Source organism: Pseudaeromonas sp. HNCC25DJ180, from assembly GCF_055413345.1.
This window is the reverse complement of sequence record NZ_JBVAYF010000003.1, coordinates 119,537-134,872: the sequence shown is the minus strand read 5'-3', so window position 1 is coordinate 134,872 and position 15,336 is coordinate 119,537. Positions and strand designations below refer to the sequence as shown.

Sequence of the window (15,336 nt, the reverse complement as noted above, 5' to 3'; positions counted from 1 at the left end):
TAGAGATTAACTCTCCAGCCAGAAGGTGACGGGACCATCATTGGTTAGGGAGACCTGCATGTCGGCGGCAAAACGACCTGAAGCGGTGGCAATACCAGCGGCCTGGGCCTGGGTGACAAAGTAGTCATAGAGCCGCTCGGCCAGCTGGGGATGCCCCCCATTGGAGAAGCTGGGGCGCAACCCCTTATCTGTCTCCGCGGCCAGGGTGAACTGGGAGACTACCAGCAGACTGCCACCGACCTGCTGCACATTGAGGTTCATCTTGCCTTCGCTATCACTGAATACCCGGTAGTGACTCACCTTGTGCAGCAGCTTGTCGGCGCGAGCCTCATCATCCTCGCGCTGCACCCCCAGCAACACCAGCAAACCTGGACCTATCTCGCCAACTGTGGCACCGGCCACGTCAACCCGGGCTTGGGATACGCGTTGGATCAGGGCAATCATCTCTCTCCTTACGATGGCGGGTTATAAACCCGCGCCATCTAGGGTGTTATCACATTGACTGACGCGCTGCCGCCGTGGAGTCACGGACGACCAATTCGGGCAGCAACAGGGGTTGAGGCGGGAGGGGCTCACCGGCGATAAGCTGCTGAGCCAGGGCTATGGCCAGGGTGCCGAGCTGCTCCAGTGGCTGACCCACTGTGGTCAGGGCCGGATCCGCATACACAGCCAACTCATTGTTGTCGAAGCCGACGATCGACAGCTGATGGGGCACACTCAGACCATGATGCTTGGCCTGGTGCAGCGCCCCGACGGCCATCTGATCGCTAAAACAGAAGAGGGCAGTCAGCTCGGGTTGACTAGTCAACAGTTCAGCGGCGGCCTGGGCACCGGAAGCCGCAGTGAAATCCCCCGCGACTATCACGGGGAGCGCCAGCTCATGTTCGGCAAACCACTCGTTACAGGCGGCGATGCGCAGCTGGATCTCACTGTTGGCGGCCGGTCCACTGATGATAGCAATCTGCCTGTGTCCCAAGGCATGGAGATGATCCAACGCCAGACGCACCCCATGGCGGTTATCCACGGCCAGAGCCCGTTCGGCATGGCGAGCCGAGATACAGTTGATGAGCACCGCATTGGGCTGGGTACGCAAAAACTGCTCCAGCTCCTCATCGCTGAGGCAGGGGACGCTGGCGATGATGGCGTCGCACTGGCGGCTGGCCAGCCGCAGGGCGGCCTGCATCACCTCATCGAAGGTATTATTGCCACAGTTGATCAGGGTGTAGACGTTGCGGCGTCTGGCCTCGCCCTCAATGCTGTCGACTATCTGGCCGTAGTAGCCGCCGGAGACATTGTTAACCAGTACACCTATGACCCCAGAGCGGCTGGTCGCCAGGCTGCGGGCATTCAGATTGGGAATAAAATTGAGCTCGACCATTACCTCCCGCACCCGATCCTGGGTTTGGGGTGAGACTTTACCTGGCTCGTTCAATACACGGGATACGGTTGCCACCGACACCCCAGCCAGTCGAGCCACATCGCGGATAGTATTCAAGAGCATCACTCTCCATGTTTATGAACCACCACTATAGCATGGCATCCCAGTCTGCTGACTCGAACGACCACATGAGTCTGGTTAATCCCAAGTGGGCATACGCCGCAACCGATAATCCCCCAGGCTGGCCGTAAACTCGGCGCCCAGCAGTACCAACCACCAGCTCAGATAGACCCAGACAAACAGGATAGGGATCCCCGCCAGCGCCCCATAGATGGTCTGGTAAGCCGTGAAGTGGGTGATGTAGAGAGCAAAGCCCTTCTTCGCCCCCTCCAACAACAGGGCGGAGAGGGCCGCCCCCGCCATGGCATCCAACATACGGATCGTCACATTCGGCACGGCAACAAACACCAGCATCAGGCTGAAGAAGGAGAGGATGAAAGGCAAAATATCCAGCAAGAAGGTGGCCGCATGGCTGAGGAGCTGCACCTGATGAAACACCCGCAACGATACCACATAGGAGGTGGCGACTATGCTGGCGCCGGCCAGCAGTGGCCCCATGGTCAGCACCAGCCAATAGACGGCAAAGGTGGTCATCTTGGGCCTCTGACCCCGACTACGCCAGATGTGGTTGAGATTCTGATCTATGGCAGAGATGAGCAACAGGGCGACCACCACCAGCGCCACCACCCCAATGGAAGTCATGCGTGAGGCATTGGCCACAAACTGAGTGAAGCTGCTATGAATGACATCGCTGGCCGCCGGGACAAAATTGGAAAAGACAAACTCCTCGACCTTAAGGCGTACCGGGGCAAAGAGCGGAAAGAAGGAAAAGATGGAGAAGACGACGGTAACCAAGGGCACCAGAGAGAGCAGAGTCACATAGGCCAGGTGACCCGCCAGCACGGAGAGACGATCCGTTTGGATGCGCTTCCACCATAACACGAGGAAGATCTGCAGGTGATTAAGCGCGGGGTGTCGAAACAGGGGGGATACAGCCACGGCATACTCCGCTCAGGTGATGAAGGAGCAGCATGCCAGTTTAGATCTTGATAAACCAGACAAAAAACCCCGCACTTGGCGGGGTTTCACGTTCTATCACTGAAGAGAATTACTCTTCTTTGCCGGAGGAGCGGTTGTAACGCTTACGATCCACTTCGGTCAGCAACTTCTTACGGATGCGGACGCTCAGCGGGGTCACTTCCACCAACTCGTCATCATCGATGAACTCCAGAGCTTGCTCCAGGGTCTTCTTGATAGGCGTGGTCAGCACGATCGCTTCATCGGTACCGGAAGCGCGCATGTTGGTCAGCTGCTTACCCTTCAGACAGTTTACGGTCAGGTCGTTGGAGCGGCTGTGAATGCCGATCACCTGACCTTCGTACACTTCGGTGGCGTGTTCAATGAAGAGACGACCACGTTCCTGCAGGCTGAACAGAGCAAAGCCCAGCGCCTTACCGGTGGCGTTGGAGATCAACACACCGCTTTGGCGACGGCCAATGGAACCACCCTTGTGCTCGCCGTAACTCTCGAAAGAGTGATAGAGCAGGCCGGTACCAGAGGTGAGCGTCATGAACTCGGTCTGGAAGCCAATGAGACCACGAGCCGGGATGAGATAATCCAGACGTACGCGACCCTTGCCATCCGGCACCATGTTACGCAGGTCAGCCTTACGCTCACCCAGCTTCTCCATGATAGAGCCCTGATGCTGATCTTCGATGTCGACGGTCAAGGTCTCCATCGGTTCCATCTTCACACCGTTTTCTTCACGCATGATGACTTCTGGACGGGATACCGCCAGTTCGAAGCCTTCACGACGCATGTTTTCGATGAGGATACCCAGGTGCAATTCACCACGGCCGGAGACGCGGAACTTATCTGGATCATCCGTATTTTCGACACGCAGCGCCACGTTGTGGACCAGCTCGCTCTGCAGACGCTCCAGGATATTACGGGAGGTAACGTACTTCCCTTCCTTACCAGCGAACGGTGAGGTGTTGACCTGGAAGGTCATGGTCACGGTCGGCTCATCGACTGACAGCGGAGGCAGCGCCTCGACAGCAGCGTTGGAGCAGATGGTGTCGGAGATCTTCAGCTCACCCAGACCGGTAATGGCGATGATGTCACCACCCTGGGCCTCGGTGATTTCGGTGCGTTGCAAACCCAGATAACCCATGACCTGACCGATCTTACCGGTACGGGTCTTGCCATCGGCGCCCACTACAGTCACCTGCATGTTCGGCCTGACGTTACCACGGGTGATACGACCGATACCGATAACCCCTACATAGGAGGAGTAATCCAGCTGGGAGATCTGCATCTGGAACTCGCCATTCGGATCAGCCTTCGGCGGCTCGACGAAGTCAACGATGGCCTGGAACAGCGGATCCATGTTGTCGGATGGGTTAGCCAGATCCATGGTGGCGTAGCCCTGCAGAGCAGAGGCGTACACGATCGGGAAATCTAGCTGTTCATCGGTGGCACCCAGGTTGTCGAACAGATCGAACACCTGATCGACAACCCAATCCGGACGTGCGCCCGGACGGTCAACCTTGTTGATGACCACTATGGGGCGCAGACCCTGGGCGAAGGCCTTCTGGGTTACGAAACGGGTTTGCGGCATAGGGCCGTCAACCGCATCGACCAGCAGCAGCACGCAGTCCACCATGGACATAACGCGCTCCACCTCACCACCGAAGTCGGCGTGGCCTGGGGTATCTACGATATTGATACGGTAGTCGTTCCAACGAATGGCGGTATTTTTAGCGAGGATGGTTATGCCGCGCTCCCGTTCCAAATCGTTGGAGTCCATGATCCGTTCTTGACCGTCACTGGTACGATCCAGGGTGCCGGATTGCTGTAACAGCTTATCTACCAGTGTAGTCTTGCCATGGTCAACGTGCGCAATAATGGCAATATTGCGGAGCTTCTCTAACATCCTCGCCTCTAAAACAAGTGGGGAAAAATTGGTCGGTCATTTTACTCTCGACCGTGTGATCTTCCTAGCATATTCCAAGCAAATTTAATGAAGCCTGATGGACAAGATCACAGTATTATTCACCCAGTGATGGCGTGCTGGGTCTTATTGCACCTTTTTGGGGCGCCACATTGATCCAGAAACTCACCTAATTGGTGCATCAGGATGATGAGAACGCCCCATCTTTGCCGTTACTGTTTGTTAGTTAAGGGATTTTTTTTGTTGGCACAATTTTAGCTTGAAATGTGGCAGCATGATTTCTGCAGCTAATTCAGTTTTCCACGACACCGGAGGTTATTTAGCATGTCAGCAGCAAATGTTCTGGCTCTGATCAAAGAACAAGAAGTGAAGTTTGTCGATCTGCGCTTCACCGACACCAAGGGCAAAGAGCAACACGTTTCCGTGCCTCACCATCAAATCGACGAAGGCTTCTTCGAAGACGGCAAGATGTTCGATGGTTCTTCCATCGGCGGCTGGAAGGGTATCAACGAATCAGACATGGTGCTGATGCCGGATGCCTCTACTGCCCTGCTGGATCCGTTCACCGAAGAGACTACGTTGATCATTCGTTGTGACATCCTGGAACCGGCTACCATGCAAGGCTACGATCGCGATCCGCGTTCCATCGCCAAGCGTGCCGAAGGTTTCCTGAAGTCCAGCGGCATCGCCGATACCGTTCTGTTTGGACCTGAGCCGGAATTCTTCATTTTTGATGACGTCCGTTTCGGCAACACCATGGGCGGTTCTTTCTTCAAGGTTGACGCAGAAGAAGCCGCTTGGAACTCAGCTACCGAATACGAAGGTGGTAACAAGGGTCACCGTCCAGGCGTTAAGGGTGGTTATTTCCCAGTTGCTCCGGTTGACTCTTCTCAAGACCTGCGTTCAGCCATGTGTCTGATCCTGGAAGAGATGGGCCAAGTTGTTGAAGCTCACCACCACGAAGTGGCGACTGCTGGTCAAAACGAAATCGCGACCCGCTTCAACACCATGACCAAAAAGGCCGATGAAGTTCAAGTCCAGAAGTACGTTATCCATAACGTCGCTCATGCCTATGGCAAGACTGTAACCTTCATGCCGAAGCCGATGTTTGGTGATAACGGTTCTGGTATGCACTGTCACCAGTCTCTGGCCAAGGACGGTGTAAACCTGTTCGCCGGTGACCTGTACGGTGGCTTGTCTGAAATGGCCCTGTTCTACATCGGCGGTATCATCAAGCACGCCAAGGCCATCAACGCCTTCGCTAACCCGACCACCAACTCCTACAAGCGTCTGGTTCCAGGTTACGAAGCTCCGGTCATGCTGGCTTACTCTGCCCGTAACCGTTCTGCTTCTATCCGTATCCCGGTGGTACCGAGCCCGAAGGCCCGTCGTATCGAAGTTCGCTTCCCGGATCCGGCTGCCAACCCCTACCTGGCTTTCGCTGCTCAGCTGATGGCCGGTCTGGACGGTATCATCAACAAGATCCATCCGGGCGAAGCCATGGATAAGAACTTGTATGACCTGCCGCCAGAAGAAGAGGCGCTGATCCCGACTGTTGCGGGTTCACTGGAAGAAGCTCTGGCCTCTCTGGATGCTGACCGTGAGTTCCTGACTCGTAGCGGCGTGTTCACCGACGACTTCATCGACTCCTACCTGGAGCTGAAGCAAGTTGACGTGGATCGTGTGCGCATGACTCCGCACCCGGTTGAGTACGAACTGTACTACTCTGTTTAATTGTGCAGAGTGTCGAAAAACCCGCCGCAAGGCGGGTTTTTTTTTATGTGACTGGCTATGATGGCTTCATTTGCGAAAGAAAAGGAGCTTCATCATGCATCGTCTATGGATACTTCCCCTACTCTGTTCCCTACCGCTCCACGCTGCCGAGCCCACCATTCACAAATGGGTGGATGATAAGGGTGTGGTCCACTTCTCCGATCGTCTGAGCGAAGGCGTGGAGAGCGAACAACTCAACATGAGTGTCGTCAATACCAGCACTGGCAGCCAGACGCCAGAAGCGACCCCCGCAGATAAGGCGACCACAGATGCCGCACTGACCGCCATCGAATCCTATCGACTGACGGTTACCAGCCCGGCCAATGGTGAAACCCTGCGAGAAAACAGCGGCCTGGTAAAGGTGGTCGCCAGTGTGACCCCCCAACCCACAGCCCCTTACGTGATGAAGGTGTTGCTGGATGGCCAAGAGCTGGGCAGCTATGACAACACCCTCTCCGCCGAGCTCACCAATGTCGAGCGTGGCATGCACCAACTGGAAGTCCAGGTACAGGATGAAAGCGGCAAGATACTTGCATCGTCCACCACTGTGACCTTCTACTTGTTTCGTGTATCCACGTTGACGGCGCCCAAGGCCAAACCCAAGCCCAAAGCTGGTTAACCTTTCGCACCAATACAGGTAGAGTTTCGCACTAATTAGGTGCACCGCACCATAAATGGGAGCTCTACTTTGAATAGCCGTCCAGATTTACCAGGCACACTGCTGGATAATCTACTGACCGCAGTGGTTTTGCTGGATACCAACCTGGTAGTGCACTACGTCAATCCTGCCGCCGAACAGCTGCTCGGGATCAGTGCACGCCGCCTGGTCCAGCATCGCCTGGAACAGATAGTCGAATATATCTCCCTCGATCTGGAGCGCTTACGCTCCTGTCTACGCCTGGGGCAAGGCTTCACCGATAATGAGGTCACATTAGTGATCGAAGGGGAACCGCGCCTGGTAGAAGTGAGCGTGGTTGCCATCTATGAGCAGCGCGAGCAGCTGGCGCTGATGGAGCTACGCAAGATAGATCAGCAAAAGCGCATCAGTCAGGAGTTGCAACAGCATGCCCAGCAATTGGCGGCACGGGATCTGGTTCGCGGCCTGGCTCACGAGATCAAGAACCCGCTTGGCGGCCTGCGTGGCGCCGCCCAACTGCTGGAAAAAGCCCTGCCGGATGAACATCTCAAAGAGTACACCGGCATCATCATTGCCCAGGCCGATCGCCTGCGCAATCTGGTAGACCGTCTGCTGGGTCCCCAACGGCCAGGCCGTCATCAGGTACACAACGTCCACTCCGTGCTGGAGCAGGTACGGCGCCTGGTCGAGCTGGAGGCCCCCTCCAGCATCAAGCTTATCCGCGACTACGACCCCAGCATTCCCGACTTCGAGATGGAGCCGGATCAGCTGCAGCAGGCGTTCCTGAATATAGTGCGCAACGCCGTTGAAGCCATGGGCGGGCAAGGTGAGATCCGTCTGAAGACCCGCACCGTCTTCCAGATCACCATACACGGCAAGCGTTATCGCCTGGCCGCCGAGATCAAGATCATGGATAACGGCCCCGGCATACCGGAGAACATCCGCGACACCCTCTTCTACCCCATGGTATCGGGTAAAGAGGGGGGCACAGGCCTTGGCCTCTCCATCGCCCAGAATCTCATCGACCAGCACAAGGGACGCATAGAGTGCGTCAGTTGGCCTGGACATACCGAATTCAGTATCTATCTACCGCTGCGTAAGTAAGGGAATAACATGGCTGCCAAAGTCTGGATTGTCGATGACGACAGCTCAATTCGCTGGGTGCTGGAGCGCGCACTCAGTACCGAAGGATTTGAATGTCACACCTTTGAAGATGGTGAGAGCCTGCTCAGTGCACTGGATAATGACTTCCCCGAGGTCATTCTTTCCGATATCCGCATGCCTGGCATAGATGGACTCTCCCTGCTACAGCTGATCCAGGAGAAACAACCCGAGCTACCTGTCATCATAATGACGGCGCACTCGGATCTGGATAGCGCCGTGAACGCCTATCAGAGTGGTGCCTTCGAATACCTGCCCAAGCCTTTCGATATCGATGAGGCGGTGGCCCTGGTACAAAGGGCCGAGAGTCACCTGCGCGAACAGCGCAACAAGCGCCGCAGCAAGCTGCAGGCCACGGCCCACGCCCCGGAAATCATAGGGGAAGCCCCGGCCATGCAGGAGGTTTTCCGTGCCATAGGTCGTCTGGCCCGCTCCTCTATCTCTGTGCTGATCAACGGCCAATCCGGTACCGGTAAAGAGCTGGTCGCTCACGCGCTGCATAAACACAGCCCCCGAGCGGCCAAGCCCTTCATTGCGCTGAACATGGCAGCTATCCCGAAAGAGTTGATTGAATCGGAACTCTTCGGTCATGAGAAAGGTGCCTTCACCGGGGCCAACAGTGTACGCCAAGGCCGCTTCGAGCAGGCCAATGGCGGCACCCTGTTTCTGGATGAGATAGGCGACATGCCGCTGGAAGTGCAGACCCGACTGCTGCGAGTGCTGGCCGATGGCCAATTCTACCGCGTCGGCGGCCACCAACCGGTACAGGTGGATGTGCGCATCATAGCCGCCACCCACCAGGATCTGGAGAAACGCGTCACCGAAGGGGAGTTCCGCGAGGATCTGTTCCATCGACTGAACGTCATCCGCGTCCACATCCCCTCCCTGCGCGAACGCCGTGAGGATATTCCGCGCCTGGCCCATCACTTCCTGGTGCGCGCCGCCAAGGAGCTGAATGTGGAGGCCAAGCTGCTGCACCCGGACACCGAGGTCTATCTTAGCCGTCTGCCTTGGCCCGGTAACGTGCGCCAGCTGGAAAACGTCTGCCGCTGGCTCACCGTCATGGCCTCGGGTCAGGAAATACTGGTCTCCGATCTACCACCCGAGCTGCTCAACCCGGCCGAAGAGCGCACCGTCAGCCGCGAGCAGGTATCCCAGCGCTGGCAGGATCAGCTGCAACAGTGGGTGGCCCAGAAGCTGGCGCGAGGTGAGATCGACATACTCGCCGAAGCCTTGCCTGAGTTCGAGCGCATCATGCTCAACACCGCGCTGCTGCATACTCATGGTCACAAGCAGGAAGCGGCCCGTCTGCTCGGTTGGGGTCGTAACACCCTGACCCGGAAGCTCAAAGAGCTGGACATGTAACGCCGCCACCGGGTGCCATTGGCGCCCTGACCCGGAGCTAAAAAAGCAGAAGGGCTCCATTATGGAGCCCTTCTCGTTTCTCTCTGGCTAGCTATCTATTCGACCACGGCCACGTTGGTCTTGCCTGCGGACTGCACCATACGCACCCGCTTGCCCGGTACAAAGGTGGGGCTGGCCTTCTGCACCACCACTATGCTGTCGCCATTCTCTTTCTTGATCTCCAGCTCGACGCCATCCGCCTGACTCAGCTTGTCACCGGCCGTCTTCCCGGCAGCCGCCCCGCCTATGGCTCCCACCACAGTGGCAATGTCCTGCCCCTTGCCGCCGCCAACCGCGCTACCTAACACACCACCCAGCACACCGCCGGCTATGGTGCCTATCATAGACTCACCGCTGTCACCCTGGATCTTCACCGGCCGGGTGGCGGTAATAGTACCGTACGAGACAGTCTGCACCGTCTTTGCCTGGTTGGCACTGTAGACATCGCCGGAGTAGGTGTCGCTGTTAGCACACCCAACCAGGGCCGCAGCCAGCCCCAGGGCCAGCACAGATAGTGGTTTGCACATCATGAGCACTCCTTAACGTAGGTAGGAACCTAACTAATTCTGGCAAGTTACCTTGCTTATAGTACGTGAACCGCTTGTTTGCTCAATCCCAGATGAGGGCATTCCCACAACCGCAGTTAAACGGCATGAAAATAGTCTCGCTCTTTGCCCCAGGCTACCCACGACTCGGCACAGCGCGGCCCTCATGAGTGGAGTGGCCTGAAGATAAACTCAGATCACCCGGGAAAACTGTTGTTGCCGCGCCCGCTCACGCAAATAGCTATCAAAGCACATGCAAATGTTGCGGATAAGTAGGCGTCCCGTGGTACTGACCCGAACCCCTCCCGCCTCCAGCGTCACTAGGCCATCCTGGATAAAGGGGCGCAGCAAGAGTAAATCCTGGGCGAAGTAATCGGCAAAGCTCACGCCATAGGCCTGCTCTATAGTGGCAAAGTCCAGCTGGAAGTTGCAGATAAGCTGCTTGATCACATCGCGCCGAATGAGGTCATCCCGGTTAAGAGCACACCCCTTCCACTGAGCCTGCCCCTGAGCCGTGATAGCCGCGTAGTAGAGTTTCAGATCCTTCTGATTCTGAGAGTAGGCATCCCCCAACATGCTGATGGACGAGACCCCCAGCCCCAGCAAGTCACACTCGCCCTGGGTCGTGTAACCCTGGAAGTTACGGTGTAGCTTGCCTTCCCGCTGGGCCACCGCCAGCTCATCATCCGGCAGGGCGAAGTGATCCATGCCGATATACTGGTAACCCTGAGCGGTGAGAAACTCTATGGTCTCCTGCAGCAGGGCCAGCTTCTCGGCGGGGGCCGGTAGTGTCTCTTCCTTGATCTTATGCTGACCAGCAAAACGGCTAGGCAGGTGGGCATAGTTGAAGATGGAGAGGCGAGCCGGCTCGCACTTCACCACCTCTTCCAGGGTGTGGCGGAAGCTCTCCCGGGTCTGCAGCGGCAGCCCGTAGATGAGATCCAGGTTGGTGGAGCGGAAGCCCAACTCCCGGGCGCGAACCAGCAGGGCACGGATGAAGTCGTTATCCTGCACCCGGTTCACTGCCTGCTGAACCTCTTTGTTGAAGTCCTGCACCCCGAAGCTCAGACGGTTAAACCCCACCTCCTTGAGCACATCCAGCAGGCTGAGTTCGATCTCGCGGGGGTCCACCTCTATGCTGAATTCGCCCACCTCGGCCAAGTGGAAATGGCGCCGCAGCATGGCCATCAGCTGACGGATCTCATCACCGCTCAGATAGGTGGGTGTCCCGCCGCCCCAATGGAGCTGGGTCACGGTTCGACCCGCGAACGTGGGAGCAAGGTGGGCCATCTCCTGTTCGAGATAACCCAGGTACTCGGCCGCCTTACGCTGCTGCCGAGTGACTATCTTGTTACAGGCACAGTAGTAGCAGAGCATGTGGCAGAAGGGGATATGCACATAGAGCGACAGCGGCCGCTCCGGGTACTGCTCCGCCGCCTGCAGGAAATCGGCGACGCCAAACGTTTCGCTGAACTCCAGGGCTGTGGGATAAGAGGTGTAGCGTGGCCCACTGTAGTTATACTTCTGGATGAGCGCCTCATCCCACACGACCTTGTCAAACTGCACCGCCCACTCCTCACTGCTGCCATGGACCCAGGATTAAACCATTACTTTTTGCCTGGCTTATACTCAGGATTGATCTCGCTGGGATCAAAATCATCTTCGATAAAGCGCTGCAACAGCTCCTCAGGGGAACTGGGCTCCTCATCGTCATCTTCATCTTCAATGCCTAGCTCACTGAGCAGCACCTGGTGGCGATCCAGCATCTCTTCCAACCAAGCCTCATCTGCAGCCGATATGGTCAGCTCTTCATCCAGACGATCCAGCAGCGTATTGAGACGCTCATCATTTTCCAGGGTTGCCAGTTCCTGCTCCAGCTTCAACCTGTGTTGACGAGCCTGTTGCTCAGCCAGCTGCTCCGGCGTTTTCTCCGGCTTGGCGACCACCGGCTTCACCGGCTTGGCCTGGGCTTCCACCACCAACACCACGGGCTTGCGCGAACCAATGCGCGGATCTTTGGGTCCAGTGCCACTATTGTGGCCAGCGCCCCCCTGCTCGGCCCCTTGGCGGGAGCCGGGCTTCAAGCCCTTGCGTTTGGCTTCCCGCTTGCGCTCACGCGCAGCCTGGGCACTCTCTTGTGACTCATTTCTCTTGCTCTTCTTGCCCTTGGCCGGCGCCTGACCAGGCTTTTGCGTGGCTGCCATGATGATCTCCGTGTAGCAAATACAGTCATTAATCTGAGCCACAATGGCCCATGGGGCGCCATTGTGACACGAAAGCGGCACACCCCCAACTGCGCACCACCCTTTGTCTGCTCCAAGCATAGGAGAAAAACCCGACCTGGCTCTCAGTCATACGACTCAGCTCTCTAGATAGATTACTCATACGCCACAGACGCGGTATGCTGGGGAGATTCGGTCTATTTTTATGTTGGAGTAGTGATGGCCCAACGCCTGAAAGCCCCCTGGCCCCTGCTGGCACTGGATGTGCTGGGTTCCGTAATGATGCTGGTTGGCATCATAGAGCATTTTGCCTGGTTCCCGCTGCTGCCGGATGCCTGGCGCGGCCCCTATGTGCAACCCGCGCTGCTCATCGGTGGTTTGCTGCTGATCATGCCCTATCAATTTATTATCTTGTTAGAAGCCCTGAAGCGACGCGGCCAGCGCTAAGTCCAGAAATGAGGCATATGATCTTCACCAAGATCTGAGCTAATTTCTGCCATAATTTGAGCCATGAGAGATCCCGTCTACCCCCTTATCTCGCGATGCTTATCGCTCGGTAGACACAACAAGGTGCCCCACTATGCTGAAAACCAAGAAAAGCGATCCCATCTCGACCGAAGACATACTGCTGAAGCTGTGCAACTCGGTGACTGGCGTTCTAAATGAGGCCACTCGCCATGATATCCACTACTCCCCCATGGTCCAGCGCATCAGCAAGACCTGTCTGCGCCCGGACATCGGCTGTTTCGTGCTGTTCGATGGCGCCTTCTCCGGTCTGGTGGTCATCAACTTCACCGCCGCCGCCGCCATGGAGGTGTACCAGAACTACCTGATGAACATGGGTATTCCCCGCGAAGAGCTGGCCACCAGCCACACCTCGGACGAAGTGGGCAACGTGATGGGCGAGTTGATGAACCAGATCCTCGGTGACTTCACCGGCAAGGTGAGCCAGGAGCTGCGCACCTCCATCAGCCAGAGCCAACCCAAGATGCTGACCCTGAACAAGCAGGTGCTGATCTCGGTGGACACCAACCTGGATCGTCCCCAAACACGCCGCGTCTCCTTCTTCACCGAGAAGAACAATATCTTCTACATGGAACTGGCCATGGATAAGACCGAGTTTATCCAGCTCCATGAGTTTGAACAGCGGGATGCCGTGGATCCAGACAGCCTGATCGACAGCGTCGCCAAGGGCGAAAGCATAGGCGGCAACGAAAATGGTAATGGTAATGGTAATGGCGGCAGCAAGAGCAACGACGCCCACGATGACCTACTCGCCTCGCTCGGTTTCTGATCCCATCCCCATCCGGGTTTATGAGCCGCCGCCAGGCGGCTTTTTCATAGGGGAAAAAACATGAACGCGGTTTCGTCACTCCGGCTGATGCGCAAAAGAGGTCTGATCGGCGCTGTGTTGGCCCTGCTCTTTGCCCTCAGCCTAGGTTGGCCAACCCAGTTGCAGATCCCGGTCGCCGGGGCCGCTCCGCAGGATTGGAATCACGACAGCTTCTGGGCCTACCCCTGGGGCAAGTCTGTGGTACACAAGGGGATCGATATCTTCGCCCCCCATGGCAGCCAGGTGGTGGCCGCCAGCGCGGGCATTGTGCTCTATCAGGGCGAGATCCCCATGGGAGGAGTAGTGGTCTTGATACTGGGGCCACAATGGCGGCTGCACTACTACGCCCATCTGGCCCGCAGCCTGGTGCAGAGTGGCCAACTGGTAACACAGGGCTCGGCCCTCGGTGCCGTCGGCGACAGTGGCAACGCCAAGGGCAAGGCGCCGCACCTGCACTACAGTCTGCTCACGCTGGTGCCCTATCCCTGGCGCTGGGATGCGTCGCGGCAAGGGTGGAAAAAGATTTTCTACCTCAATCCCGATCCGCTGTTGCGCCCGTCCCGCCCCCACGCAACTGCTCCCAAGCCAGATTGATGGCAACAAAGCGGGCCGCGTCACCCTGGGGCCGGTCCGGATGAAAACGCAGCGCCAGCGCCTTCCAGCGCCGCCGAATCTGCTGGGCCGTGGCCTGCTCATCGAGCTCCAGCACGGCCAGCGCCCGCGCCCTCACCGCCGGCTGCAGGGCACCACAGTAACCCTGCCAGAACGATCGCAACAGCGCCTCGATCTCGGCCACCTCCGTCTGCCAGAAGATCTGCCAGTCGAGATAGTAATCTCGCAGCGGATCGCGTCTCGCCACCCCCGGGTGGCCGGCAGGCAAGGGTTCTAGCTTGAGCGCTAACGGCGCCACCTCCAGCCAGAGCCCTTCGACCAGGAGCCGAGCTTGTAACTGATAGAGCCCGTTCATCAGCAGGAAGTTGGTGCGAAACAGCTGCTGCTCCGCCGGGAGTGGCCATTCGGGTAACAGGCCGTCGGCGCGCAACCGGCTCATCAGCTCATGCAGCTTGTGAGGCCCACCTTGGCGCAACAACCCCAGCAGAGGTTCGAGCAGCAGATTTTCCATAGATGATCCGGAAGAGGAACGACTCATGCTACTATAGTGCCCAATACGGCAGGTGAATGCGCCTGCCGCCCAGAGAGCCTAATTTACGGGAAATGAATCTTGGAAACGCCAACCCTGAACTTCAACAAGGTTCACTTTGTGACCAGCGCACCGGATATTCGTCACCTTCCGGATGATGATGGTATCGAGGTGGCCTTCGCAGGGCGCTCTAACGCGGGGAAATCCTCGGCGCTCAACGCCCTGACCAATCATAAGAACCTGGCCCGGACCAGTAAAACGCCGGGTCGTACTCAGCTCATCAACCTCTTCGAGCTGGAGCCCGGCAAACGGCTGGTCGACTTGCCCGGTTACGGCTACGCCCAGGTGCCGGAAGAGATGAAGCGCAAGTGGCAGGCCTCGCTCTCCGAATACCTGCAAAAGCGCCAATCCCTGAAGGGGCTGGTGCTGTTGATGGACATTCGCCACCCCCTCAAGGATACCGACCGCCAACTGCTGGACTGGGCCTCGGGCAACGATCTGCCGGTGCTGGTGCTACTGACCAAGGCCGACAAGTTCAATGCTGCCCCGCGCAAGACCATAGTGCAGCAGGTACGCCGGGATGTGAAAATGTTTGGCGACCTGGTACGCGTCGAAGCCTTCTCCTCTTTGCGTGACATCGGCATCGAGACCATGAGAGAGGTACTGCGCGAATGGTACCTGGCCGACGGCGAGCCCGACAGCAGCGACGAATTCCCCGAGGCCGAATAA

At 57.4% G+C, this 15,336-nt stretch carries 16 protein-coding genes; 8 read left to right on the top strand and 8 right to left on the bottom strand.

All coding sequences use genetic code 11. The features are described from left to right. Positions 1-6 precede the first annotated feature (6 nt). The 4 genes from dtd to typA all read right to left on the bottom strand — a co-directional run bounded on the left by dtd (position 7) and on the right by typA (position 4,373). Positions 7-444 carry a D-aminoacyl-tRNA deacylase gene (gene dtd, locus ACZYTD_RS03775; protein WP_463889378.1) on the bottom strand — a complete coding sequence of 146 codons (438 nt, stop codon included), beginning with the start codon at positions 442-444 and terminating at the stop codon, positions 7-9. A 49-nt stretch (positions 445-493) separates the two neighbouring features. After that, positions 494-1,501, bottom strand: a complete 1,008-nt coding sequence (locus ACZYTD_RS03770; protein ID WP_463889376.1) for a LacI family DNA-binding transcriptional regulator — start codon at positions 1,499-1,501, stop codon at positions 494-496. 75 nt (positions 1,502-1,576) lie between these two features. Next, positions 1,577-2,437 carry a virulence factor BrkB family protein gene (locus ACZYTD_RS03765; protein WP_463889374.1) on the bottom strand — a complete coding sequence of 287 codons (861 nt, stop codon included), beginning with the start codon at positions 2,435-2,437 and terminating at the stop codon, positions 1,577-1,579. 109 nt (positions 2,438-2,546) lie between these two features. After that, positions 2,547-4,373, bottom strand: a complete 1,827-nt coding sequence (gene typA, locus ACZYTD_RS03760) for a translational GTPase TypA (protein ID WP_463889372.1) — start codon at positions 4,371-4,373, stop codon at positions 2,547-2,549. A 342-nt stretch (positions 4,374-4,715) separates the two neighbouring features. On the opposite strand from typA, the gene glnA reads away from it, so the two are divergent. The 4 genes from glnA to glnG all read left to right on the top strand — a co-directional run bounded on the left by glnA (position 4,716) and on the right by glnG (position 9,327). Next, positions 4,716-6,125: a glutamate--ammonia ligase gene (gene glnA / locus ACZYTD_RS03755; protein WP_463889370.1), complete on the top strand. Its 1,410-nt coding sequence runs from the start codon at positions 4,716-4,718 to the stop codon at positions 6,123-6,125. A gap of 94 nt (positions 6,126-6,219) precedes the next feature. Continuing rightward, positions 6,220-6,783, top strand: a complete 564-nt coding sequence (locus ACZYTD_RS03750) for a DUF4124 domain-containing protein (RefSeq protein ID WP_463889368.1) — start codon at positions 6,220-6,222, stop codon at positions 6,781-6,783. 69 nt (positions 6,784-6,852) lie between these two features. Beyond that, positions 6,853-7,905, top strand: a complete 1,053-nt coding sequence (gene glnL / locus ACZYTD_RS03745; protein WP_463889365.1) for a nitrogen regulation protein NR(II) — start codon at positions 6,853-6,855, stop codon at positions 7,903-7,905. A gap of 9 nt (positions 7,906-7,914) precedes the next feature. Next, positions 7,915-9,327 (top strand): nitrogen regulation protein NR(I), encoded by a 1,413-nt coding sequence (gene glnG / locus ACZYTD_RS03740; RefSeq protein ID WP_463889362.1) that lies wholly within the window; start codon positions 7,915-7,917, stop codon positions 9,325-9,327. A 95-nt stretch (positions 9,328-9,422) separates the two neighbouring features. On the opposite strand, the gene ACZYTD_RS03735 is transcribed toward glnG, so the two are convergent. From ACZYTD_RS03735 to yihI, 3 genes are all read right to left on the bottom strand, one after another. Then, positions 9,423-9,893 carry an outer membrane lipoprotein gene (locus tag ACZYTD_RS03735; protein WP_463889685.1) on the bottom strand — a complete coding sequence of 157 codons (471 nt, stop codon included), beginning with the start codon at positions 9,891-9,893 and terminating at the stop codon, positions 9,423-9,425. A gap of 210 nt (positions 9,894-10,103) precedes the next feature. Continuing rightward, positions 10,104-11,477: an oxygen-independent coproporphyrinogen III oxidase gene (hemN, locus tag ACZYTD_RS03730; protein WP_463889360.1), complete on the bottom strand. Its 1,374-nt coding sequence runs from the start codon at positions 11,475-11,477 to the stop codon at positions 10,104-10,106. Positions 11,478-11,518: 41 nt separating this feature from the next. Beyond that, positions 11,519-12,115 (bottom strand): Der GTPase-activating protein YihI, encoded by a 597-nt coding sequence (gene yihI / locus ACZYTD_RS03725; RefSeq protein WP_463889357.1) that lies wholly within the window; start codon positions 12,113-12,115, stop codon positions 11,519-11,521. 237 nt (positions 12,116-12,352) lie between these two features. On the opposite strand from yihI, the gene ACZYTD_RS03720 reads away from it, so the two are divergent. From ACZYTD_RS03720 to ACZYTD_RS03710, 3 genes are all read left to right on the top strand, one after another. After that, positions 12,353-12,580: a hypothetical protein gene (locus tag ACZYTD_RS03720; protein ID WP_463889354.1), complete on the top strand. Its 228-nt coding sequence runs from the start codon at positions 12,353-12,355 to the stop codon at positions 12,578-12,580. Positions 12,581-12,713: 133 nt separating this feature from the next. Next, positions 12,714-13,427 carry a DUF3334 family protein gene (locus ACZYTD_RS03715; protein ID WP_463889351.1) on the top strand — a complete coding sequence of 238 codons (714 nt, stop codon included), beginning with the start codon at positions 12,714-12,716 and terminating at the stop codon, positions 13,425-13,427. Between the two features lie 60 nt (positions 13,428-13,487). After that, entirely contained in the window at positions 13,488-14,060 is a 573-nt protein-coding gene (locus tag ACZYTD_RS03710; RefSeq protein ID WP_463889349.1) for a M23 family metallopeptidase, read from the top strand. Here the strand turns inward: ACZYTD_RS03710 and ACZYTD_RS03705 are convergent. Further along, positions 13,999-14,589: a DNA-J related domain-containing protein gene (locus ACZYTD_RS03705; protein ID WP_463889346.1), complete on the bottom strand. Its 591-nt coding sequence runs from the start codon at positions 14,587-14,589 to the stop codon at positions 13,999-14,001. The genes ACZYTD_RS03710 and ACZYTD_RS03705 overlap by 62 nt on opposite strands. Positions 14,590-14,688: 99 nt before the next feature. Between ACZYTD_RS03705 and yihA the strand changes: the two genes are divergently transcribed. Continuing rightward, positions 14,689-15,336 (top strand): ribosome biogenesis GTP-binding protein YihA/YsxC, encoded by a 648-nt coding sequence (yihA, locus tag ACZYTD_RS03700; RefSeq protein ID WP_463889344.1) that lies wholly within the window; start codon positions 14,689-14,691, stop codon positions 15,334-15,336.